A 22,084-nucleotide genomic window follows, 5' to 3' on the forward strand; every position below is an offset into this window, starting at 1 on the left:
GGACCCACCTCCCCGCGCAGTCGTATCACGCGACCAGCGCACCCCCGTCGACGGGCAGGACCGTCCCCGTCAGGAACGCGGCCTCGGGCGAGGCGAGCCGGGTGATCGCCCAGGCCACCTCCTCCGGAAGCCCGACCCGCCCGAGCGGCGTCCGCGCGATCTGCCACGCCCGGACCGCCGCGCGCCGCTCGGGAGTCAACCCCATGTGGTCGGCGATCGGCGTCTCGATCGCGCCGGGCGCCACGGCGACCACCCGGATGCCGCGCGGGGCGAGCTCCACGGCCCAGCAGCGGGTGAGCGTCTCCAGGGCGCTCTTGGTCGCCGGATAGACGGAGTTGTTCGGCCAGCCACGCTGACCGACCGTCGTCGTCACGTTGACGACCACACCCCCGGTCGCCTCGAGTGCGGGCACGGCGGCCTGGGTCAGCAGGACCGGGGCGACGAGATTGGTCTCGACGAGCGGCCCGACGACTGACCGGTCGAGCGTCCCGAGCGGGCCGCCGGTGGCGATGCCCGCGTTGTTGACGAGGACGTCAAGGCGCCCGTGTGCGTTGAGCACCGACCGTACGATCCGCTCGGCCGCGCCCTCGGCCGTGATGTCGGCGACCAGCGGCCGGATCCCCGGCACCCCCTCGGCGGTCTCCGCCAGCGGACCCGGCCTGCGGCCCACGGCGACGACGCCGGCGCCGGCGTCGGCGAACGCCCGGGCGGTGGCCCGGCCGATGCCGGTGCCCGCTCCGGTGACGACAATGATCCTCTGCGGCTCTGCGCTGTCCATAGACTCGATGCTCGAACCCTGACGCCAATGACAAGGTCAAGCCCGTGCGATTCGAAGCGATCACCTGGGAGCGCCTTTCCGAGGCCCTTGCCGCGCACATCGACGGCGCGACGCCCGGTGACGGGAGCGCCTGGCTGAAGGTCGGCATCGACGGGGCGCCCGCGGCGCCGACCGGGGAGACCGCCGAGCGGATCGCCGAGGCGTTGCGGCTGCGCGGCCGGTCCGTGCTCGTCGTCGGCACGGGAGGGTTCCTGCGGCCCGCGTCGCTCCGTTACGAGTACGGGAAGCAGGACCCCGACTCGTACTACGGCGGCTGGTTCGACACCGGGGCGCTCTGGCGCGAGGTGTTCGGGCCGCTGGAGGCGGGCGGCACCGGGCGCGTCCTGCCCGACCTGTGGGATCCCGTCACCGACCGCGCCACCCGCAGCCCCTACACGGAACTCCCGCCGGGCGGAGTCCTCGTGGTGCACGGGCCGTTCCTCCTCGGGCACTGGTTCCCCTTCGACACGACCGCACATCTGCGGCTCTCGCCCGGCGCCCTCGCGCGCCGCACCGAGGAGCCCTGGACCCTGCCCGCCTTCGAGCGGTACGAGAACGAGGTCGGCCCGTCCGACGCCGCCGACGTGGTCGTCCGCGCCGACGACCCCCGCCACCCCGCCTGGACCGGCCTGCCCTAGGGGTGTCTCGCCGATCACGCCGGGCGCGCGTCGCCTGGCACGAGACACCTCCTAGGGCCGCGTCGACGGCGGGCGCCCGCCCACCACCGTCACGGCCTCCGCGCCCGCCCGGCAGCCCGCCTCGGCCGCCTCCAGGGCGTCCGCGCCCGCCAGCCGGGCCGCGAGGAACGCCCCGGTGAAGGCGTCGCCCGCGCCCGTGGAGTCCACCGGCCGTACGTCCGGGGCCGGAACGCGCCCCGTGACCGCGCCCGCCTCGGCGACCAGCGTGCCCCCGGCCCCGAGGGTGACCGCGACCAGCGGGAACGTACGGCTCAGGGTCTCCGCAGCCTCGGCGGGATCGGCGCATCCGGTGAGCAACAGGGCCTCGTCGGCGTTCGGGAACAGCGCCTCCGCGCCTCGCGCGCCGGCGAGGAACCGCTCCACGCCCAGCTGCTTCAGGAACCCCGCGGACGCCGGGTCCACGCTCACCGGGATCCCCGCCTGCCGCGCGCCGCTCATCGCCCGCAGCGCGGCGGCACGGCTCGAATCGGCGAAGAAGAGATACCCCGACAGATGAAGGCGCGCCGCTCCGTCGAGGAACGCGTCGGACCAGTCGGCGGGGGAGATGCGCAGCGCCGCGCCGCTGTCGGTCAGGAACGTGCGCTCGGCGCCCGCGTCGACCAGGGATATCACCGTCGCCGTACCGACCTCGCCGTCCGTGACCAGCATCGGCCGCACGCCCGCCCGGCGCAGCGCCCCCTCGTGCCACACGGCCTCGTCCGCGCCGACCCGGCCGAGCAGGGTCACCGACGCGCAGCCGGAACGCGCCGCCCAGCAGGCCGCGTTGGCCCCGGCTCCGCCCGGCAGTCGACGGATCTCGGCGGCCGTGTCGGTCGCCGGAGCGAGCGGCGTCCGGTGCCGGGCCACGATGTCGGTGACCACGTCACCGACGACGAGGAGACCGCTCATGCGCCGACGCCGGCGTACGCGGCGGCGATCCGCGCCCCGAGCCGCACATTGCCGCGCACCGCCGCCAGGTTCGCCTCCAGGGACGCCCCGTCCGTGTGCACCATCAGATACTCCAGCAGAAACGGGGTCACGGCCTGGCCGCCGATCCCCTTCTCCTTCGCCGCCGCGAGGCCCTGGGCGAGGACCCGGTCGTGCAGCGCCGGATCCAACTGCTCGGCCACCGGGACCGGGTTGGCGACGATCAGCGCCGCGTACGGCTCGCCGAGCCCGTCCTTCGCCCGTATCACCCCCGCCACCTCCTCGGGTGTCCGGAGCGTCCAGTCGACCGGCTCCCCGGAGGAGGCCAGATAGAACCCGGGGAAGTGCTCCGTCCCGTACCCGACCACCGTCACGCCCAGGGTCTCCAGGCGTTGCAGGGTCGCCGGGACGTCGAGGATCGACTTCACGCCCGCGCACACCACCGTGATCCCGACCCGGGAGAGCAGCCGCAGATCAGCCGACTCGTCCTGCGTGTCGGTCCACTCCCGGTGCACCCCGCCGAGCCCGCCGGTCGCGAAGACCCGGATGCCGGCCGCGTCCGCGAGCCACGCGGTCGCCGAGACCGTCGTCGCGCCGGTCGCCCCGGTCGCGAGCGCGGGCCCGAGATCGCGGTGGCCCAGCTTCCGGACCGTCGGGTCCTCCGCGATCCGTATCAACCCGGCCTCGTCCAGGCCGACATGGGCCACCCCGTCGATCACCGCGATCGTCGCGGGCACGGCGCCCCCGCTCCGTACCAGCGCCTCCAGCTCCCGGGCCACGGTCAGATTGCGCGGGCGCGGCAGGCCGTGGGAGATGATCGTGGACTCCAGCGCGACGACGGGCCGGCCTTCGTGGAGGGCCTCCCGCACTTCTTCGGACACCTGTGTGGACATGTCCCATTTCTGGCCGACCACACGCCCCTCAAACCTCGGTGGCGTGCTTCAGCCACAGCGCGGCAGCCCGGGCAACCGGCCCGCGTCGACCACCTGGATCACCGGTCGGGCGTCGGCGTTCTTCGCGTTGCCCACGCTGTACGCGACCGCCAGGGCGCCGCCTCTGGCCTGCGCGTAGCCGTACGCCGGAGTGATCCGCGCGTACGAGCCCGAGTTCAGGTCCAGGGCGTACGAGGTCTCGGGGGTGCGCCAGGTGACCAGACGGCCGCTGATCCGCAACTGGTCCATGCCGTCGACCGCCGGGGAGGTCGTCACGACCGCCGTCGCCCGCGCGTCCCCCGGACGCCACACCATCAGCCGGGGCGCGGACTCGCCCTCCACCCAGGCCCAGGTGCCGCCGTCGGAGACCACCGAGCGGATGTCACGGAGCGCGGCCAGCGGGCCGGGCAGCGCGGCGGTGCGGCCGTTCGTGAAGGAGACGGCGGCGAGCCGGGTGTCGGCACCCGCCGACTCCCGCCACACGAGCAGCCCGCCCGCGGCGAACGGCGTGTCCAACACGCCCGTACGCAGGGCCCTCGGGGCGCCGCCGGCCGCCGGGGCCGCGTACACCGTGGCCCTGCCGTCGCCGACGCCCTGCGCCCAGTGGACCGTGCCGTCGCGGACGACCGGCTGGGGGAGGGGGCCCGGCCGGTCGGCCCGGGCGAGCCGCCGGGACGCGCCCGTCTCGGCGTCCCACACGTACAGGCTCCACGGGCTGTCCAGGGTCCGTCCTTCCAGGACGGCGAACGCGGCCCAGCGGCGGCCGTCGAAGTCGGCCGCGAGCAGCTGGTGCTCGACCGGGTCGGCGAGGTCGAGCAGCGCGCGCGGCGCGCCGCCCGCGCGGATCAGGGCGGCCCGGCGCCGGTCGCCGCCGGTGAGCTGGACGACCGTCCAGCCCGGTCCGGTGTCGGTCAGCACCGCCCGCTGCCCCGCCGGGGTCCGCAGCTCGCCCGCGTCGAGCGCGGAGCGCCAGGCCGCGGGGAGCCCGACCTCGCACGCGGCCGCAAGCGCGCTCGGCCGGGGGACCGGTGCGGTGGACCGGTCCGGCACCGGCTCGGGGCCCGACCGCGCCGACGAGCATCCCGCGAACAGGACGCCCGTCAGCAGCAGGGCCAGGGCGCGGGCCCCGGCGGGGGAGGTCGGCCGGGGGGATTTACCAGACGTAGCCACGGCCACCCATGATGGTGGTGATGGTGTCGGACGAGATGTGCGCCGACTTGGGCACGGAGCCCGCCCACGAGATCACGCTCGTACTCACCCCGCCCACCGGGTCGAGGTAGTTGACCTGTCCGGCGGCGTTGTCGGTGTTGTAGCCGTCGATCGAGACCCAGTGGAATATCTCCACGTTCGGGTGACCGACGAGATGCGGGCCGCCCGGTACCTCCCAGGCGTTGCCCGCGATCGCGTAGTCGTTGTCGGTGTTGTGCGTGATGGCCTGCTTGAAGTTCGCCTTGTCGGTGGCGGTCGGGGTGTACGGCAGCGCCCGGGGTACGTAACCGGCGCCGGGCAGGCGGCTGTTCAGGGCGTCGGCCATCGGATAGCCGGTCGGGTTGGGCACGTTGATGTTGATTCCGTACCAGGCCGTGCCGCTGGTGTTGGTCTTGAGGAGGGTCGCCGCGTCCTGCTGCGAGCGGCCGGCGACTCCGTCGCGCGCGGACTGGGTGATGACGAGGGTGGCGGGTCCGCACCAGTACGAGGTCTTCTGCGACTGGTGGAGTCCGCCGGAGACCTTGTAGCCGGCGAGCGCGGCCCGGGTGCGGAGGCCGTCGAAGCCTCTGCTCGCCTCGGCCTCCTTGGCGGCGCTCAGTCTCCGCTGGGCCGGGGTGAGCCGCTGCGGGCCGAGGGTGTCGTGCGCGGCCTTGTAGGAGGCGCCGGGGGCCTGCGGTTGGGGGGCGCCGGGGCCGGTGGCGGCCTGGGCCGCGGGGGCGGCCGTGACGGCCGAGACGGCCGCGAGGAGCGCGGCGGCGGTGAGTGCCGCGGTGCGGCGGGCGGTGCCGGGGATGGTGCGGGGAGCGATGGATATCGCGGGCATCACACTCTCCTGTCGGAGGTGGGGGAGGAGGTCACGAGGGAGTTTGACGCGCGCACGCCAAGCAGGACAGGGGGCTCGGTGGATTCCGACCGACCAACATTGGGCGCACCAAAGGCGCCATCGGTGACCAGCGGGGACATCGGTCCGTAACCTGCCCCGCCACCCCCGGTTTCCGGCCGTGCCGCGCCGCGATGCCGCCCTCGCCGGCGTACGCGTATGAGCCATTCCGCCCCCGAGGGGGCCGAGGTGTCCATCTGTCACCTATACGACGCCGGAGCGGGCGACTTCGACCCGAGCTAGGCCAAGTGGGCGTGTACGGCACTGTGTACGAAATCAGTCGCCGGGCCGCCGTGGTGAACGGGCGGAGGGGCGGGCGGCCGTTCGGGTGCCGGTCCGAGGCCGCACTTCGGATTCCGTCGCCGGTGGGCGACCCGGTGAAGTCTCCTGGTCAGACGGGAAGTGGAGTCGATTCCTCCACCCTGTCCCGGCCGTGGGGCAGGCCGGAGATCCCGCTACAGTCACCCGCCATGACGACACACGACCAGGCTTCCTTCGCCGTCCACATCCCCGACGCGGATCTCGAGCCCGAGCCGCTCGACCCCGCCCAGATCGTCTCCGGCATGCCCGAGGTGACCGGAAAGGTCCTCTGGGAGTCCGCCGACGGCAAGCAGGTGCGCGGCATCTGGCAGATCACCCCCGGCGTGGTGACCGACACGGAGGCCAACGAGCTCTTCGTCGTCGTCAGCGGGCGCGCCACCGTCGCCGTCGAGGGCGGGGCCACGCTCGAGATCGGCCCGGGCGACGCGTGCGTGCTGCGCGAGGGCGACCGGACCACCTGGACGGTGCACGAGACGCTGCGCAAGGCGTACCACATCAGCCTCTGAGCATGACGGGCTCGGGACGACATCGGACATCGGATATCGGATCTTGGATATCGGATCCAAGATCCGATGTTCGGCTTCGCGGGGCCGTCAGGCCGTCAGGCCGTCCGGCGCATGACTCCGCGGACCGCCAGCGCCGCCATCGGCAGCAGCAGGCACGCGCCCACCAGGTTCAGCCAGCCGTAGCCCGCCTCGGCCACGATCAGCCCGGCCATCAGACCGCCGACTCCCGCGGCGGTGTTCATCATGAAGTCCGACAGGCCCTGCACCGCGGCCCGGGCGGCCTGGGGCACGGAGTCCGTGAGCAGGGCCGAGCCCGACACAAGACCCGCCGACCAGCCCAGGCCGAGGACGAAGAGGCCCGCGGCGGTCTGGCCGTGGCTCGGCCCCGCCGTGCCGGCGAGCAGCGCGGCCACGGAGAGGAGTCCGACCGCGAGCCCGATGACGGAGAGCCGGCCGAGCCGGTCCGACAGCCAGCCCATGACGGGCGAGAAGGCGTACATGCCGGCGATGTGGCCGCTGATGACGAGGCCGATCAGCTGGATCCCGGCGCCGTGGTGGCTCAGCGCCACCGGGGTCATCGACATGATCGAGACCATCGCGGTGTGCGAGGCGGCGACGGTCACCAGCGCGAGGCGGGCGCCGGAGGACTCCCGTACCGCCCGCACCCCCGCCCGCAGCGAGCGGGCGTCGGCCTCCTGGCCGTCCTCGGGGGCCGCGAGGGCGCGGGCCGTCAGGAGCGGGTCGGGGCGCAGCAGCAGCGCCACCACGAGCGCGGCGACGAGGAAGACGCCGGCCGCCCAGACGAAGGGTCCTGCCGCCGCCGGGATGCCGAGGCCGGCCACGCTCTCACCGGCGGGGGCGGCGATGTTGGGTCCGAGGACCGCGCCGATGGTCGTGGCCCAGACGACGGTGGAGATGGCCCGGGCGCGGCGGTCCGGTTCGGCCAGGTCGGCGGCGGCGAACCGGGCCGCGAGGTTCGCCGAGGACGCGGCCCCGAAGCCGACCAGACCGGCGAGGAGGAGCGGGAAGCTGTCGACGACGGCTCCGAGGACGACGACTCCGGCGCCGAGCGCCCCGATCAGATAGGCCAGGACGAGCCCGGGCCGCCGCCCGCGCGCGCCCATGAGGGCGGCCAGCGGCATGGCGAGCAGCGCGGGTCCTGCCACCGAGGCGGTCGAGGCGAGACCCGACAGGGCCTCCGAGCCGCTGACCTCCTTGGCCAGGACGGCGGCCAGTGCGATACCGGTGGCTATGCCGAGCCCGCCGAGTATCTGCCCGGCGATCAGCACGGCCTGTATGCGCCGCCGCAGCGCCGGTATGCGTCCGGCGGCGGCCGCGTCACCCGCCGTGACGGGGGACTTCTCCGTCGGAAACGCGGTGAGGGGAGAGCCGGTGGCGTCAGGGGCATCGGGGCTGTTGGTCACTGACGAGAGTGTGCCAGCCGCCCCCGCCCCTGAGAACGCCCCGTGCCTCAGAAGAGCGGCTGCGGCAGCACGCCCTCCAGGGCGAGCAGCGTCCGCTTGGTCTCCAGGCCGCCCCCGAAGCCGCCGATCCCGCCGTCGCTCTCCACCACCCGGTGGCACGGCACGACCACCGGCAGCGGATTGGCGCCCATCGCCGCTCCGACGGCCTGGGCGGCGCCCGGCTGCCCGACCCGCTTCGCCAGGTCTCCGTACCCGACGACCGCCCCGAACGGCACCCCCTCCGCCAGCTCGCGCAGCACCTGGCGGTTGAAGCCCGTCGTCAGCGTCCAGTCGAGCGGCAGGTCGAACGCGCGCCGCCCGCCCGCGAAGTACTCGGCGAGCTGCCGTATCGGCTCGGCGAGCCGGCCCGAGGTGCTCTGCACCGGCTCCGCGCCGAGCTGCCCCGCCAGCCGGCCGACCGCCGCCTCCCGCACCGCCTCGTCGGCGTGGAAGACCACGCTCACCAGGCCGCGATCGGTCGCCGCGAGCAGCAGCGGACCGATGTCGCTCGGCACGACCGCCCATTCCACCGTGGTGTCCATGGACCTCACCGTACGACCGGCCACTGACATCGCGGTCGTCACGGCCCGGTCTCGTCTCGGTCTCACCGCCGCCAATTCCCGGACCTCGTGGTCGTACGGCCCTCGGCGCGCCATAATCTCGCCCCGGTAGGACTACTCAGCGGTACCGACTGAAATCGGACGACGTGACACCACGGGGTCGGAGGGCAGACGCTCATGCAGGGCACGGTCGACGGTTTCAGTTACGGCCTCGTCACACCGGTCGCCGCCTATCTCATGGCCTGCCTCGGCGGCGCCCTGGGTCTGCGCTGCACCACGAGATCCCTGCGGCACCGCGACAGCTTCAAGGCCGGCTGGCTCGCCCTCGGCGCCACCTCGATAGGCACCGGCATCTGGACGATGCACTTCATCGCGATGATCGGCTTCTCCGTCGACCGGGCGCCGATCAGCTACGACCGCCCGATCACCTTCGCCAGCCTGGGCGTCGCCATCCTGATGGTCGGCATCGGCATCTTCATCGTCGGCTACCGCGGCGCCACCGCGCTCACCCTGGTCACCGGCGGCACCATCACCGGTCTCGGCGTCGCGACCATGCACTACCTGGGCATGGCCGGCATGCGGCTCCAGGGGACCATCGACTACGACACCCCCACCGTCGCCCTCTCCGTGGTGATCGCCGTCGTCGCGGCCACCACCGCCCTCTGGGCGGCCGTCTCGGTGCGCGGATTCCTGGCCAGCGTCGGCGCCAGCATGGTGATGGGCCTCGCCGTCAGCGGCATGCACTACACGGCCATGGCGGCCGTCAACGTCCACGTCCACGGCGTGGGCGGCGCCACCGGAGGCGGCGACTCCGCCACCTCGCTCCTCCTGCCGATGCTGATCGGCCCGGCGGTCTTCCTGCTCCTGGCCGCCGTGGTCGTCATGTTCGACCCGCTGCTCGTGATGGGCGACCCGGACTGGCAGCGCCCCACCACCCACGGCCCGTACCGCCCCGGCGTGCCCGCCCAGCGCCGCGCCCCCGCCTACGGCGAGCCCGCGAACTGGTCCGCCCGGCAGCCCTCCGGACGCGGCGCGCGCGGCACACGCGCAGGCCGCAGGAGCGCCGGCCGGACCGCGGGCCGGGGCGCGCACCGCTCCCAGGAGTGGTGAGACCGGGGTTTCCGAGCGCCCGCTGAGCCGGGGGCGGCCCGACTGTCAGTGGGGGGTCGTACGGTGGTTCCATGCGGCCCGTTTCCCAGATCGAACGTACGGTGGCGCCCTTCGAGGTCGTCAGTCCCTACCAGCCCAGCGGCGACCAGCCCGCGGCGATCGCCGAGCTCGACCGGCGCATCCGCGCGGGCGAGAAGGACGTCGTCCTCCTCGGCGCGACCGGCACCGGAAAGTCCGCGACCACCGCGTGGATGATCGAGAAGCTGCAGCGCCCCACGCTCGTGATGGCGCCGAACAAGACGCTGGCCGCCCAGCTGGCCAACGAGTTCCGCGAGCTCCTGCCGAACAACGCGGTCGAGTACTTCGTCTCGTACTACGACTACTACCAGCCGGAGGCGTACGTCCCGCAGTCGGACACCTACATCGAGAAGGACTCCTCGATCAACGAGGAGGTCGAGCGGCTCCGCCACTCCGCGACGAACTCGCTGCTGACCCGCCGGGACGTCGTCGTGGTCGCCTCCGTCTCCTGCATCTACGGTCTCGGCACGCCCCAGGAGTACGTGGACCGGATGGTCCCGCTCAAGGTCGGCGAGGAGGTCGACCGGGACCAGCTGCTGCGCCGCTTCGTCGACATCCAGTACACGCGCAACGACCTGGCGTTCACCCGGGGCACCTTCCGGGTCCGCGGCGACACTATCGAGATCTTCCCGGTCTACGAGGAGCTCGCCGTCCGCATCGAGATGTTCGGCGACGAGATCGAGGCGCTCTCCACGCTCCACCCGCTCACCGGCGAGGTCATCAGCGAGGACCACGAGCTGTACGTCTTCCCCGCCAGCCACTACGTGGCGGGCCCCGAGCGCATGGAGAAGGCGGTCAACGGCATCGAGCGCGAGCTGGAGACCCGGCTCGCCGAACTGGAGAAGCAGGGCAAGATGCTGGAGGCGCAGCGCCTGCGCATGCGCACCACGTACGACATCGAGATGATGCGCCAGATCGGCTCCTGCTCCGGCATCGAGAACTACTCGATGCACTTCGACGACCGCGAGCCCGGCTCCGCCCCCAACACGCTCCTCGACTACTTCCCCGAGGACTTCCTCCTCGTCATCGACGAGTCGCACGTCACGGTCCCGCAGATCGGCGCCATGTACGAGGGCGACGCCTCCCGCAAGCGGACCCTGGTCGACCACGGCTTCCGGCTGCCCTCCGCGCTCGACAACCGGCCGCTGAAGTGGGAGGAGTTCCAGGAGCGGATCGGCCAGACCGTCTACCTCTCGGCCACCCCCGGCACGTACGAGCTGTCGCGCGGCGACGGCTTCGTGGAGCAGATCATCCGCCCCACCGGCCTCGTCGACCCCGAGGTCGTCGTCAAGCCCACCGAGGGCCAGATCGACGACCTGGTCCACGAGATCCGGCTGCGCACCGAGAAGGACGAGCGGGTCCTCGTCACCACCCTGACCAAGAAGATGGCCGAGGACCTCACCGACTACTTCCTGGAGCTCGGCATCCAGGTCCGCTATCTCCACAGCGACGTCGACACCCTGCGCCGGATCGAGCTGCTGCGCGAGCTGCGGGCCGGCGAGTACGACGTCCTGGTCGGCATCAACCTGCTCCGTGAGGGACTCGACCTGCCCGAGGTCTCGCTCGTCGCCATCCTCGACGCCGACAAGCAGGGCTTCCTGCGCTCCGGCACCTCGCTGATCCAGACCATCGGCCGCGCGGCGCGCAACGTCTCCGGACAGGTCCACATGTACGCGGACACCGTCACGCCCGCCATGGAGAAGGCGATCGACGAGACCAACCGCCGCCGCGAGAAGCAGGTCGCGTACAACACGGCCAACGGCATCGACCCGCAGCCGCTCCGCAAGAAGATCAACGACATCGTGGCCACCATCGCCCGCGAGGAGGTCGACACCGAGCAGCTCCTCGGCACCGGCTACCGCCAGGGCAAGGACGGCAAGGGCGCCAAGGCCCCCGTGCCCTCCCTCGCCGCGCACGCCCCCAAGAGCAAGGTCAAGGGCGGCAAGGCGGGCTCCACGGTCGAGCTCGGCGACCGCCCGGCGACCGAACTCGCCGCGATCATCGAGGAGATGACCGACCGGATGCGCGCCGCCGCGGCCGAGCTGCAGTTCGAGGTGGCCGCCCGGCTGCGGGACGAAGTGGGAGAACTGAAGAAGGAGTTGCGTCAGATGAAGGAGGCGGGACTCGCCTGACACGGCAGGCGGCGGCGCCCTGTGCGGCGGGCGTGGCCCGCGGTGCGGAGGGCCGCCGTCCGGAGTGCCCGGTGTGTTGCAACACCGACACAAAACCGCGCCCTCTCTGCTGCGCTGTCAGTGCCCCTGCGTAGGGTGCTGGACAACCGGCGCGCACAGCGGAGGCGGCGGCGGGGATCGCTAGAGAGGGGACAGCGCGTGACGGTCAACATGACCAAGGGTCAGGCCATCAGCCTGGAGAAGCAGGGCGGCGGCGACCTGACGTCCGTACGGATGGGGCTCGGCTGGCGGGCGGCGCCCCGACGCGGCCTGTTCGGTTCGCGCACGCGCGAGGTCGACCTGGACGCCTCCGCGGTGCTCTTCGCCGACAAGCAGCCGGTCGACGTGGTCTTCTTCCGGCACCTGGTCAGTGACGACGGCTCGGTCCGGCACACCGGCGACAACCTGGTGGGCGGCGCGGGCTCGGGCGGCGACGACGAGTCGATCCTGGTCGACCTCCAGCGCGTCCCCGTCCACATCGACCAGATCGTCTTCACGGTGAACTCCTTCACCGGGCAGACCTTCCAGGAGGTGCAGAACGCCTTCTGCCGGATCGTCGACGAGACCAACGGCCAGGAACTCGCGCGCTTCACTCTGGACGGCGGCGGCCAGTACACCGCGCAGATCATGGCGAAGGTGCACCGGGCGGGCCCGGGATGGCAGATGACGGCCCTGGGCAACCCGGCCAACGGCCGGACGTTCCAGGACCTCATGCCCGCGATCCTGCCGCACCTGTAGTCCGGCACCGCACCACACACACCGTCAGCTCCCGGAGGCAGCAGGCCACCGGGAGCTGTCCCGCATCACCATCGGATCCGAGGGGACAGAGACGATGACGGCCGAGCTGGTCCGGGGACAGAACCACCCGCTGCCCGACGCCCGACTGGAGATCCGGGTCTCGGCCGGCCATCCGGTCGTCGCCGGAGCCACCCTCGCGGACGAAGGAGGCCGGGTCGCGGGCGTCGAATGGATCGCCCACCCCGGCTCGCCCTCGCTGCCCGGCGTCGAGGTCTCCCAGCAGGCCGCCGCCGACCACCGCCTCGCCGTCGACCTGGACGCCGTCCCGGCCGCCGTGCACCGGCTCTCGGTCCTCCTCGCGCTGCCCGTCGGCGTCGGCGGACCGACCCGCTTCGGCGCGGCCGCGGCGCCGTTCGTCGCCGTCACCGGCCTCGACGGCGCCGAGATCGCCACGTACACGATCACCGGCCTCGACCGCGAATCCGCCGTCGTCGCCCTGGAGCTGTACCGCCGCCAGGGCGCCTGGAAGGTGCGCGCCATGGGCCAGGGGTACGAGGGCGGTCTCGCGGCCATGCTCGGCGACCAGGGTCTCCAGCGCCCCGCCGACCTGGCCGCCACGATCCTGGAGGCCGTCTCAAGGGGCCTGGCCCGCTCGGTCTCCGCCCCGCCGCCGCGCGTCCCCGAGGCCGAGCGCGTACGGCAGTCGGCGTCCGCGGCGCACGAGTCGCAGGCCGCCGCCGAGCCGGCGACGCCCACCGTGCCGATGACCCCGCCGGCCTCGACGCCCCCGCCGCCCCCGCCGTCCACCCCCGTGCCCACGAGCACGGTCGGCGGCCCCATCGACTACGCCCACCCGCGGCGCCGCCAGGCGGCTCCCGAGCCGCCCCGGCCGGCCCCGCCCGTTCCCGTCGCGGGGGACGCGAGCGGCTGGTCCATGGACGAGCGGCTCTACAACCAGGTGTGGGGCATGTTCGAGGACCTCGCCCGCACCACCGCCGCGTACCGCAGCGCCTGCGAGTTCGCCGAGTCCCGTCTCGACAAGGAGCTCGACGGCCTGCTCTCCGACCCCCGGAGCCGGATCGGCGGCGCCGGGGACGCCGCCCGCGCGGCCGCCCGCGCCAAGCACGACGAGCTCACCGCCCGCGCCCAGGAGGTCCTGGACCGGGACCTGGACCAGCTCGCCGCCGAGTGCCAGGTCGTCGAGCCGGCCCTGCCGCCCGCCTACGCCGGCTGGGGCAACCCCGTCTGGCACGCCTACCGGGTCCCCATGGAGGCCCCGATGGCCGTCCGCCTCGGCGACCTCCACCTCCCCGAGCGGCCCGAGCTGCGCATCCCGATGCTCGTCCGGCTCCCGCTGGAGCGCGGGCTCTGGGTCGACATGGGGCGCGAGCACTCCGAGGCGGCGGCCCTGCTCGACGAGGCCGAGCTGCGCCGCCTAGCGATGGACACCGCCGTCGCGCACGCGGCCCGGCTGCTCGCGGTGTACCCGCCCGGCGAGTTCACGGTCCATGTCATCGACCCGGCGGGCACGGCGGCCGCGGCGCTCGCGCCCCTGGTCGAGGCGGGCGTGCTCGCGGGCCCGCCGGCCGCCGGAGCCGCCGGGGTACAGGACGTCCTCGGCCGGCTCACCGAGCGGGTGGACCTGGTGCAGATGGCGCTGCGGGCGGGCGCCCCCGACGCGCTCCCGCCCGGTCTGGACACCGCCGAGCAGCTCCTGATCGTCCATGACTTCCCGCACGGCTTCGACGACCGGGCGGTGACCCGGCTCCGGTACCTCGCGGACGAGGGCCCGGCGGTCGGGGTCCACCTCATGATGGTCGCGGACCGCGAGGACGCCTCCGCGTACGGCCCGGTGCTCGACCCGCTGTGGCGCTCGCTGCTGCGGATCACGCCGGTACCGGACGACCATCTCGCCGATCCGTGGGTCGGCCACGCCTGGACGTACGAGCCGCCGCTCTTCCCGTTCGGCAGCGGGGTGCTGTCGCAGGTCCTCGCCCGGGTCGCGGAGTCCCGTCGCCAGTGGGGCGGCTGAGCTGGAAGAGGCTGACCCAACGGGATGTCGACTTGGCGAAAGGGTGACGCGAAGCGCCGCTGACCTGGCCCTTTGGGTCGCCTTTACCCTTGCCTTTACCTTTTCTTGGTTCTTCGGGTAGTGTTCTTGGCGCGGAGGGGAGTACTCCCCTAGCGCGGCGTTCCCGTCAATACGGACGCACCCCCGACCGGGGGGCGATCCCGGGGCGTCGGCCCGGCCCGTCATGTACGGCCCGGGTGGAAGAGACCTCCGGCAGCGACGACGCTGATCAAGTAGCCGTACGACGCCGGAGGCGCAGTGGACGTTTCGACGACTCTCTGGGTGCTGACCATTCTCGGTCTGAGCGCCCTCATCGCGATCGACTTCTTCATCGGGCGCAAGCCCCATGACGTGTCGGTCAAGGAAGCCGGAATCTGGACGATCGTCTGGATCGCCCTGGCCGTGCTCTTCGGCATCGGCCTCGCGTTCTTCGGCAACAGTCAGGCGTCCGGCGAGTTCTTCGCCGGATTCATCACCGAGAAGTCGCTGAGTGTCGACAACCTCTTCGTCTTCGTCCTGATCATGGCGAAGTTCTCGGTGCCCTCCCACCTCCAGCAGCGCGTGCTGCTCATCGGTGTACTGATCGCCCTGGTCCTGCGCGCGATCTTCATCGCCGCCGGCGCCACGATCATCGCCAGCTTCTCCTGGGTCTTCTACATCTTCGGCGCGTTCCTGATCTACACCGCCTGGAAGCTCATCAAGGAGGCGCGCGCCGGAGAGGACGAGGACGAGTGGGAGGAGAACCGTCTCCTCAAGTCCGTCGAGAAGCGGTTCGGCGTCGCGGACAAGTACCACGGCACGAAGCTCTTCATCAAGGTCAACGGCAAGCGGGTGCTGACCCCGCTGATGGTCGTCATGCTGGCCATCGGCACGACCGACGTCCTCTTCGCCCTCGACTCGATCCCGGCGATCTTCGGCCTGACCCAGGACCCGTACATCGTCTTCACCGCCAACGCCTTCGCCCTGATGGGTCTGCGGCAGCTGTACTTCCTGATCGGCGGACTGCTCAAGAAGCTGGTCCACCTCAGCTACGGCCTGTCGGTGATCCTCGGCTTCATCGGCGTGAAGCTGGTGCTGCACGCACTGCACGAGTCCGGGGTCCACGTCCCCGAGATCTCCATCCCGTTCTCCCTCACCGTCATCGGTGGCGTCCTGGTCATCACCACGATCACCAGCCTCATCGCCTCCAAGAAGCAGGCGGAGCGCGAGGCGGCGGAGGCTGCCGAGGCCCCCGCGAAGGGCGAGAACCCGGCCGCCGAGGCGGGCGAGACCGAGAAGGACAGCGTCGGCGCCTGACGGCGTACGGCACCGTAGGAACGCACCGCGGCCGGTGCGGGCGGCTCACCACCGCCCGCACCGGCCGCGTCGCGTTCCGGGGGAGCCTCACGCGGTTTACGCGGACAAGCCCTGCGCCGGAACCCGCTCCGCCACCTCCGACCGGGCCGGCACGGTCTCCGGCAGCAGGGCGAAGCAGCCGAGGCTCACCAGCGCGACCACCGTCAGATACGCCGCCACGCCCCACGGCGGGCCCGCGCCCTCGGACAGCGCCGTCGCCACGATCGGCGTCAGCGCCCCGCCCAGGACGCCCGCCAGGTTGTAACCGACGGCCGCGCCCGTGCACCGCACCCTCGGCTCGTAGAGCTCGGGCAGGTACGCCGCGACCACCGCGAACATCGTGATGAAGGCCAGCAGCGCGCCCGCGAAGCCGAGGAACATCAGCGTCGGCCGTCCCGTGTGCAGCAGGGCGATCATCGGGAACATCCACACCGCCGAGGCCGCGCAGCCGAACAGGCAGAGCGGGCGACGGCCGTAGCGGTCGCCCAGCATCGCCGCCGGCGGAGTCACGATCCCCGAGAGCACCACCGCCGCCATGATGCAGACCAGCATGGTCGTACGGCTCACCCCCAGCCGCTCGGTGCCGTAGGCCAGGGCCCAGGTGGAGACCGTGTAGAAGACCGCGTACCCGACGGCGAGCGCCCCCGCCGTGAGCAGGACGAGCCGCCAGTGCTCCCGCGCCACCTCGGTGAGCGGGGCGTTCGCCCGCCGCCCGGTCTTGCTCAGCTCCTCGAACTGCGGGGTCTCGTGGAGCGAGGAGCGCAGCAGCAGCCCGCCCGCCGCGAGCACCCCGGCCGCCCAGAACGGCACGCGCCAGCCCCAGTCCCGGAACTGGGCCTCGGTGAGCGTCGCCGACAGCACCAGCATCACGCCGTTCGCGAGCAGGAAGCCCACCGGCGGCCCGACCTGCGGGAAGCTCGCCCACAGCCCCCGGCGCCGCTCCGGCGCGTGCTCGGCGGTGAGCAGCACGGCACCGCCCCATTCGCCGCCCAGGCCGAGCCCCTGCAGGAAGCGCAGGACGAGCAGCAGGACGGGGGCGGCGATGCCGAGGGTCGCGTACGTCGGGACGAGGCCGACCGCCACCGTGGCGCAGCCGGTGAGCACCAGCGAGGCGAACATGACCGGGCGCCGTCCGTACCGGTCGCCGATGTGGCCGAAGAGCACGGAGCCGAGCGGCCGGGCCACGAATCCGACGGCGAAGGTGCCGAAGGCGGCGAGGGTCCCGGCGACGGGGGAGAAGGTCGGGAAGAAGAGCGGCCCGAGGACGAGGGCGGCGGCGGTCCCGTAGACGAAGAAGTCGAAGAACTCGATGGCGGTCCCGACGAGCGAGGCGGCGGCGAGCCGCGCCATGGACGGCGGCGGCGCGGCGGGGGAGGCCGGGGATCCCTTGCCGTCCGGGGCGTCCGGGGCGTCCGGGGCGTCCGGGGCGTCCGGGCGGGTGTCCGGAGGATCGGGAGCGTGCGGATCGGGCGGCGAGTCCGGATCCGGGGACGGACGCGGAGAGTGACTGTGGCGCATGTCGCGCCAACTACCCGGCGTCCGCCGGGGTTACGGGGGCGCGCGGAAGCACACGGTGATCGACCGTGCGCCTCCGCCGGTCAGGCAGGCCCCGGGGCCGTCACCAGCCGCGCGCGTGCCACGCGGGCAGGTTCGGCCGCTCGTCACCGAGCGTGGTGTCCTTGCCGTGGCCGGGATAGACCCAGCTCTCGTCCGGCAGGACCGCGAAGAGCTTGGTCTCCACGTCCTCGATCAGGCTCGCGAAGGCCTTCGGGTCCTTCCACGTGTTCCCGACGCCGCCGGGGAACAGGCAGTCGCCGGTGAAGACGTGGGGGTGCCCGTGCGGGTCGTCGTAGACGAGCGCGATCGAGCCGGGCGTGTGCCCGACGAGACGGCGGGCGGTCAGCGTGACCCGGCCGACCGTGATCGTGTCGCCGTCCTCGACCAGGACGTCCGTCGGCACGGGGATGCCCTCCGCGTCGTACGCGCCCGCGTACGTCCGCGCCCCGGTCGCCGCGACCACCTCGGCGAGTGCCTGCCAGTGGTCGCCGTGCTGGTGGGTGGTGACGACGGACGCGATGCCGTCGTCACCGATCAGCGTGAGGAGCGTGTGGGCCTCGTTGGCCGCGTCGATCAGGAGCTGCTCGCCGGTCGCCCGACAGCGCAGCAGATACGCGTTGTTGTCCATCGGGCCGACGGCGACCTTGGAGATCATCAGGTCCGTCAACTCGTGCACATCGGCGGGCCCGCCGACCTTCACAGCTCCGCTGTACGTCATGGGCTCAGCCTATCGTCGGGCACCGACAGGCGGGGGCCCGACGGCGGGGCTACAGGGGCGGGAGCTCCGGGAGGTGGTCCCCCGTGAGGACGGCGAGGTGGGCGCCCTTCTCGCCGCGGCCGGAGAGCCAGCCGAGCAGGTCGGCGCGGGTGCCGCCGAGGACGACGGGGTCTCCCTTGTCGCCGCCGGTGTGCCAGCTGGGGCTGTTCTCCTCGTACCCGAGGCGGAGCGTCACCGGCGGGACGTCGGGGCGGCCCGACCAGCGGTCGGCGAGGAAGTCGATCTCCCGCAGGACGAACTCCTCCGGCAGGTCCGCCAGCTCGTAGCCGATGCCGAGGTCGACGTGGTGCAGGTCCACCTCCACCCAGCGGCGGAACGGGATGCGGGCGGCGCGGTCGGTGACACCGTTGCGGAGCTCCACGGTCCGCTCCCAGTCGGCGGGCTCCGCGCCCACGGCCTGGAAGCGCTCGGCGGACTCGCGGACGTCGGCGAGCTGCGCGGCCGGCGGGCGCGGGGCGTCCCGCTCGATGTCGGCGTCGCGGGTGGCGCCGTCCGCGTACATGGGCCGGCCCTGGAGAACGTTCACCAGGGCGTCGGCGTTGCGGGCGATGTGGGCCAGGACATGGCCGCGGGTCCAGCCGGGAAGCCGTGACGGCTCGGCGAGCGCCGCGTTGTCCAGGGAGGCGGCCGCGTCGAGGAGTCGTTCGGTCGCTTCGCGTACAGAGGCCAGGTCACGCACGTGGTCGATCATGAGGCCGACCCTAGCGCCGCCACTCGTTCGGGTGAAGCGGTCGCCGTGCGGCCGGAAATCGAATGTGCGTGCTATAGGCTCGGTGGAAGCATCCGGCATCCTTGGTTGTTGGGTACTCAGGCACATCCAGGTACTTCCAGGCATATCTGCGACCCGCACTTCTGTGCCTCCGCTCACTCAAGAAAGGTGCGGACCGGCGTGGCCGACCGTCTCATCGTTCGTGGCGCTCGCGAGCACAACCTCAAGAACGTCTCGCTCGACCTCCCCCGCGACTCCCTCATCGTCTTCACCGGGCTGTCGGGGTCGGGCAAGTCCTCCCTCGCGTTCGACACGATCTTCGCCGAGGGGCAGCGCCGGTACGTCGAGTCGCTCTCGTCGTACGCCCGGCAGTTCCTCGGCCAGATGGACAAGCCGGACGTCGACTTCATCGAGGGTCTCTCGCCCGCCGTCTCCATCGACCAGAAGTCGACCTCGCGCAACCCGCGCTCGACGGTCGGCACCATCACCGAGGTCTACGACTACCTCCGGCTGCTCTTCGCGCGCATCGGCAAGCCGCACTGTCCCGAGTGCCGCCGCCCGATCTCCCGCCAGTCGCCGCAGGCGATCGTGGACAAGGTCCTGGAGCTGCCCGAGGGCAGCCGCTTCCAGGTCCTCTCGCCGCTCGTGCGCGAGCGCAAGGGCGAGTTCGTCGACCTCTTCGCCGACCTCCAGACCAAGGGCTACAGCCGCGCCCGGGTGGACGGCCAGACCATCCAGCTCACCGAGCCGCCGACGCTGAAGAAGCAGGAGAAGCACACGATCGAGGTGGTCGTCGACCGCCTCACCGTGAAGGACAGCGCCAAGCGCCGGCTCACCGACTCCGTCGAGACGGCCCTCGGCCTCTCCGGCGGCATGGTCGTCCTGGACTTCGTCGACCTCGCCGAGGACGACCCCGAGCGCGAGCGGATGTACTCGGAGCACCTCTACTGCCCGTACGACGACCTCTCCTTCGAGGAGCTGGAGCCGCGCTCCTTCTCCTTCAACTCGCCCTTCGGCGCCTGCCCGGACTGCACCGGCATCGGCACCCGCATGGAGGTCGACCCCGAGTTGATCGTCCCGGACGAGGACCGGTCCCTGGACGAGGGCGCCATCCACCCCTGGTCCCACGGCCACACCAAGGAGTACTTCGGCCGGCTCATCGGCGGCCTCTCCCAGGCGCTCGGCTTCCGCACGGACCTGCCGTACGCCGCGCTCCCGGCCAGGGCCAAGAAGGCCCTGATGCAGGGCCACAAGACCCAGGTCGAGGTCCGCTACCGCAACCGGTACGGACGCGAGCGGGCGTACACCACCCCGGCCTTCGAAGGCGCCGTCTCCTTCGTCAAGCGGCGGCACAGCGAGGCCGAGAGCGACTCCAGCCGCGAGCGCTTCGAGGGCTACATGCGCGAGGTGCCCTGCCCGACCTGTGAGGGCACGCGCCTCAAGCCGATCGTCCTGGCCGTCACGGTCATGGAGCGGTCGATCGCCGAGGTCGCCGCGATGTCGATCAGCGAGTGCGCCGACTTCCTCGGCCGCCTGAAGCTGAACGCCCGCGACAAGAAGATCGCCGAGCGGGTCCTGAAGGAGGTCAACGAGCGGCTGCGGTTCCTGGTCGACGTCGGCCTCGACTACCTCTCCCTCAACCGCGCGGCCGGCACCCTCTCCGGCGGCGAAGCCCAGCGCATCCGGCTCGCCACGCAGATCGGCTCCGGACTCGTCGGCGTGCTCTACGTCCTGGACGAGCCGTCCATCGGCCTCCACCAGCGCGACAACCACCGGCTCATCGAGACCCTGGTCCGGCTCCGGGACATGGGCAACACGCTCATCGTGGTCGAGCACGACGAGGACACCATCAAGGTCGCCGACTGGGTCGTCGACATCGGCCCCGGCGCCGGCGAGCACGGCGGCAAGGTCGTCCACTCCGGCCCCTTGAAGGAGCTGCTCGCCAACAAGGAGTCGATGACCGGGCAGTACCTGTCCGGGCGCAAGGCCATCGGGACGCCGGACATCCGCCGCCCCGTGGACCCCACGCGCCGGCTCACCGTGCACGGCGCCCGGGAGAACAACCTCCGCGACATCGACGTGTCCTTCCCGCTGGGCGTCCTCACGGCCGTCACCGGCGTCTCCGGCTCCGGCAAGTCGACGCTGGTCAACGACATCCTCTACACCCACCTGGCGCGCGAGCTGAACGGCGCCAAGTCGGTGCCCGGGCGGCACACGCGCGTGGACGGCGACGACCTCGTGGACAAGGTCGTGCACGTCGACCAGTCACCGATCGGCCGCACCCCGCGGTCGAACCCGGCGACGTACACCGGCGTCTTCGACCACGTCCGCAAGCTGTTCGCCGAGACGATGGAGGCGAAGGTGCGCGGCTATCTGCCGGGCCGGTTCTCCTTCAACGTCAAGGGCGGCCGCTGCGAGAACTGCTCCGGCGACGGCACGATCAAGATCGAGATGAACTTCCTGCCGGACGTCTACGTCCCGTGCGAGGTCTGCCACGGCGCCCGGTACAACCGGGAGACCCTGGAGGTCCACTACAAGGGCAAGTCCATCGCCGAGGTCCTGGACATGCCGATCGAGGAGGCCCTGGACTTCTTCGAGGCGGTCCCGACGATCGCGCGCCACCTGCGCACGCTCAACGAGGTCGGCCTCGGATACGTCCGGCTCGGCCAGTCCGCGCCGACGCTCTCCGGCGGCGAGGCGCAGCGCGTGAAGCTCGCGTCCGAGCTCCAGAAGCGGTCGACGGGGCGCACGGTCTACGTCCTGGACGAGCCGACGACGGGTCTGCACTTCGAGGACATCTCGAAGCTGATCAAGGTCCTGTCGGGGCTGGTCGACAAGGGGAACTCGGTGATCGTCATCGAGCACAACCTCGATGTCATCAAGACCGCGGACTGGGTCGTCGACATGGGCCCGGAGGGCGGCAGCGGCGGCGGTCTGGTGATCGCCGAGGGCACGCCGGAGGAGGTCGCGTCGGTCCCGGCGAGCCACACCGGCAAGTTCCTCCGCGAGATCCTGGGCGCGGACCGCATCAGCGACGCGAGCGTGCCGGCGGCGCGGGGTGCGTCCAAGGCCGCGAAGAAGGCGCCGGCGAAGAAGGCGGCCGCGAAGAAGGTGGCCGCGCAGAAGGCGGCGCCCGCCAAGAAGACGGCGGCGCGGGCCCGCAAGGCGTGACGGGCCGGGTGGGGGTGGGCGGCGCCTGCGGCGCGCCTTCCCCCACCCCGCCCCTCCCCGAAACCGGGGGCGAG

18 protein-coding genes are annotated in these 22,084 nt (G+C 72.4%); 8 read left to right on the plus strand and 10 right to left on the minus strand.

Features of this window, described 5'->3' with window-relative positions:
- Window positions 1–25: 25 nt before the first annotated feature.
- The gene (locus tag AB0F56_RS26855; RefSeq protein WP_362014022.1) at window positions 26–778 is read right to left on the minus strand and encodes an SDR family oxidoreductase; all 753 of its coding nucleotides are present in this window, start codon (window positions 776–778) and stop codon (window positions 26–28) included.
- A 44-nt stretch (window positions 779–822) separates the two neighbouring features.
- Between AB0F56_RS26855 and AB0F56_RS26860 the strand changes: the two genes are divergently transcribed.
- Window positions 823–1,455: a uridine kinase gene (locus tag AB0F56_RS26860; protein ID WP_362014024.1), complete on the plus strand. Its 633-nt coding sequence runs from the start codon at window positions 823–825 to the stop codon at window positions 1,453–1,455.
- Window positions 1,456–1,506: 51 nt separating this feature from the next.
- Here the strand turns inward: AB0F56_RS26860 and AB0F56_RS26865 are convergent, their stop codons facing one another.
- Genes AB0F56_RS26865 through AB0F56_RS26880 form a run of 4 tightly spaced genes read right to left on the minus strand, consistent with a single transcriptional unit; the run spans window position 1,507 to window position 5,385 of the window.
- Complete coding sequence (locus AB0F56_RS26865) at window positions 1,507–2,403, minus strand: PfkB family carbohydrate kinase (protein WP_362014025.1); 897 nt, start codon at window positions 2,401–2,403, stop codon at window positions 1,507–1,509.
- The gene (locus tag AB0F56_RS26870) at window positions 2,400–3,314 is read right to left on the minus strand and encodes a pseudouridine-5'-phosphate glycosidase (RefSeq protein WP_362014027.1); all 915 of its coding nucleotides are present in this window, start codon (window positions 3,312–3,314) and stop codon (window positions 2,400–2,402) included. Before AB0F56_RS26870 ends, AB0F56_RS26865 begins: the two co-directional genes overlap by 4 nt.
- 48 nt (window positions 3,315–3,362) lie before the next feature.
- Complete coding sequence (locus tag AB0F56_RS26875) at window positions 3,363–4,523, minus strand: hypothetical protein (RefSeq protein WP_362014029.1); 1,161 nt, start codon at window positions 4,521–4,523, stop codon at window positions 3,363–3,365.
- Window positions 4,507–5,385 carry a hypothetical protein gene (locus tag AB0F56_RS26880; protein ID WP_362014030.1) on the minus strand — a complete coding sequence of 293 codons (879 nt, stop codon included), beginning with the start codon at window positions 5,383–5,385 and terminating at the stop codon, window positions 4,507–4,509. Before AB0F56_RS26880 ends, AB0F56_RS26875 begins: the two co-directional genes overlap by 17 nt.
- 527 nt (window positions 5,386–5,912) lie before the next feature.
- Between AB0F56_RS26880 and AB0F56_RS26885 the strand changes: the two genes are divergently transcribed.
- Window positions 5,913–6,269, plus strand: a complete 357-nt coding sequence (locus AB0F56_RS26885; protein ID WP_362014032.1) for a cupin domain-containing protein — start codon at window positions 5,913–5,915, stop codon at window positions 6,267–6,269.
- 95 nt (window positions 6,270–6,364) lie between these two features.
- Here AB0F56_RS26885 and AB0F56_RS26890 read toward each other — a convergent pair whose 3' ends face one another.
- Both AB0F56_RS26890 and AB0F56_RS26895 read right to left on the minus strand, forming a co-directional pair.
- Entirely contained in the window at window positions 6,365–7,588 is a 1,224-nt protein-coding gene (locus tag AB0F56_RS26890; protein ID WP_362014158.1) for an MFS transporter, read from the minus strand.
- 152 nt (window positions 7,589–7,740) lie between these two features.
- Window positions 7,741–8,274, minus strand: coding sequence for a methylated-DNA--[protein]-cysteine S-methyltransferase (locus AB0F56_RS26895; protein ID WP_362014033.1), 534 nt, complete (start codon window positions 8,272–8,274; stop codon window positions 7,741–7,743).
- Window positions 8,275–8,469: 195 nt separating this feature from the next.
- On the opposite strand from AB0F56_RS26895, the gene AB0F56_RS26900 reads away from it, so the two are divergent.
- The 5 genes from AB0F56_RS26900 (at window position 8,470) to AB0F56_RS26920 (ending at window position 15,756) form a co-directional block, all read left to right on the plus strand.
- A complete protein-coding gene (locus AB0F56_RS26900; protein ID WP_362014036.1) occupies window positions 8,470–9,402 on the plus strand; it encodes an MHYT domain-containing protein in 933 nt (310 codons plus the stop codon).
- Window positions 9,403–9,473: 71 nt separating this feature from the next.
- Window positions 9,474–11,612 carry an excinuclease ABC subunit UvrB gene (uvrB, locus tag AB0F56_RS26905; protein ID WP_362014038.1) on the plus strand — a complete coding sequence of 713 codons (2,139 nt, stop codon included), beginning with the start codon at window positions 9,474–9,476 and terminating at the stop codon, window positions 11,610–11,612.
- Between the two features lie 198 nt (window positions 11,613–11,810).
- A complete protein-coding gene (locus AB0F56_RS26910; protein ID WP_362014040.1) occupies window positions 11,811–12,389 on the plus strand; it encodes a TerD family protein in 579 nt (192 codons plus the stop codon).
- Window positions 12,390–12,483: 94 nt separating this feature from the next.
- Complete coding sequence (locus AB0F56_RS26915; RefSeq protein WP_362014041.1) at window positions 12,484–14,421, plus strand: TerD family protein; 1,938 nt, start codon at window positions 12,484–12,486, stop codon at window positions 14,419–14,421.
- Window positions 14,422–14,718: 297 nt separating this feature from the next.
- Complete coding sequence (locus tag AB0F56_RS26920) at window positions 14,719–15,756, plus strand: TerC family protein (RefSeq protein ID WP_362014043.1); 1,038 nt, start codon at window positions 14,719–14,721, stop codon at window positions 15,754–15,756.
- A gap of 96 nt (window positions 15,757–15,852) precedes the next feature.
- Here the strand turns inward: AB0F56_RS26920 and AB0F56_RS26925 are convergent, their stop codons facing one another.
- From AB0F56_RS26925 to AB0F56_RS26935, 3 genes are all read right to left on the minus strand, one after another.
- Complete coding sequence (locus AB0F56_RS26925) at window positions 15,853–17,145, minus strand: MFS transporter (protein ID WP_362014160.1); 1,293 nt, start codon at window positions 17,143–17,145, stop codon at window positions 15,853–15,855.
- Between the two features lie 268 nt (window positions 17,146–17,413).
- Window positions 17,414–18,070 carry an MBL fold metallo-hydrolase gene (locus AB0F56_RS26930; RefSeq protein WP_362014045.1) on the minus strand — a complete coding sequence of 219 codons (657 nt, stop codon included), beginning with the start codon at window positions 18,068–18,070 and terminating at the stop codon, window positions 17,414–17,416.
- 49 nt (window positions 18,071–18,119) lie between these two features.
- Complete coding sequence (locus tag AB0F56_RS26935; protein WP_362014047.1) at window positions 18,120–18,821, minus strand: maleylpyruvate isomerase family mycothiol-dependent enzyme; 702 nt, start codon at window positions 18,819–18,821, stop codon at window positions 18,120–18,122.
- 198 nt (window positions 18,822–19,019) lie between these two features.
- Between AB0F56_RS26935 and uvrA the strand changes: the two genes are divergently transcribed.
- Window positions 19,020–22,010, plus strand: a complete 2,991-nt coding sequence (uvrA, locus tag AB0F56_RS26940; RefSeq protein WP_362014049.1) for an excinuclease ABC subunit UvrA — start codon at window positions 19,020–19,022, stop codon at window positions 22,008–22,010.
- Window positions 22,011–22,084: the final 74 nt, after the last annotated feature.

The sequence above is a fragment of the Streptomyces sp. NPDC026092 genome (genome assembly GCF_040638605.1).
Classification (GTDB): domain Bacteria; phylum Actinomycetota; class Actinomycetes; order Streptomycetales; family Streptomycetaceae; genus Streptomyces.

Bases quoted from the DNA above. Each gene is read 5' to 3' on its own strand.
- AB0F56_RS26885 (WP_362014032.1), top strand. From the start codon at position 5,913: ATGACGACACACGACCAGGCTTCCTTCGCCGTCCACATCCCCGACGCG.
- uvrB (WP_362014038.1), top strand. From the start codon at position 9,474: ATGCGGCCCGTTTCCCAGATCGAACGTACGGTGGCGCCCTTCGAGGTC.
- AB0F56_RS26900 (WP_362014036.1), top strand. From the start codon at position 8,470: ATGCAGGGCACGGTCGACGGTTTCAGTTACGGCCTCGTCACACCGGTC.
- AB0F56_RS26880 (WP_362014030.1), bottom strand. From the start codon at position 5,385: ATGCCCGCGATATCCATCGCTCCCCGCACCATCCCCGGCACCGCCCGC.
- AB0F56_RS26935 (WP_362014047.1), bottom strand. From the start codon at position 18,821: ATGATCGACCACGTGCGTGACCTGGCCTCTGTACGCGAAGCGACCGAA.
- AB0F56_RS26895 (WP_362014033.1), bottom strand. From the start codon at position 8,274: ATGGACACCACGGTGGAATGGGCGGTCGTGCCGAGCGACATCGGTCCG.
- AB0F56_RS26925 (WP_362014160.1), bottom strand. From the start codon at position 17,145: ATGGCGCGGCTCGCCGCCGCCTCGCTCGTCGGGACCGCCATCGAGTTC.
- AB0F56_RS26865 (WP_362014025.1), bottom strand. From the start codon at position 2,403: ATGAGCGGTCTCCTCGTCGTCGGTGACGTGGTCACCGACATCGTGGCC.
- AB0F56_RS26870 (WP_362014027.1), bottom strand. From the start codon at position 3,314: ATGTCCACACAGGTGTCCGAAGAAGTGCGGGAGGCCCTCCACGAAGGC.
- AB0F56_RS26855 (WP_362014022.1), bottom strand. From the start codon at position 778: ATGGACAGCGCAGAGCCGCAGAGGATCATTGTCGTCACCGGAGCGGGC.
- AB0F56_RS26915 (WP_362014041.1), top strand. From the start codon at position 12,484: ATGACGGCCGAGCTGGTCCGGGGACAGAACCACCCGCTGCCCGACGCC.
- AB0F56_RS26930 (WP_362014045.1), bottom strand. From the start codon at position 18,070: ATGACGTACAGCGGAGCTGTGAAGGTCGGCGGGCCCGCCGATGTGCAC.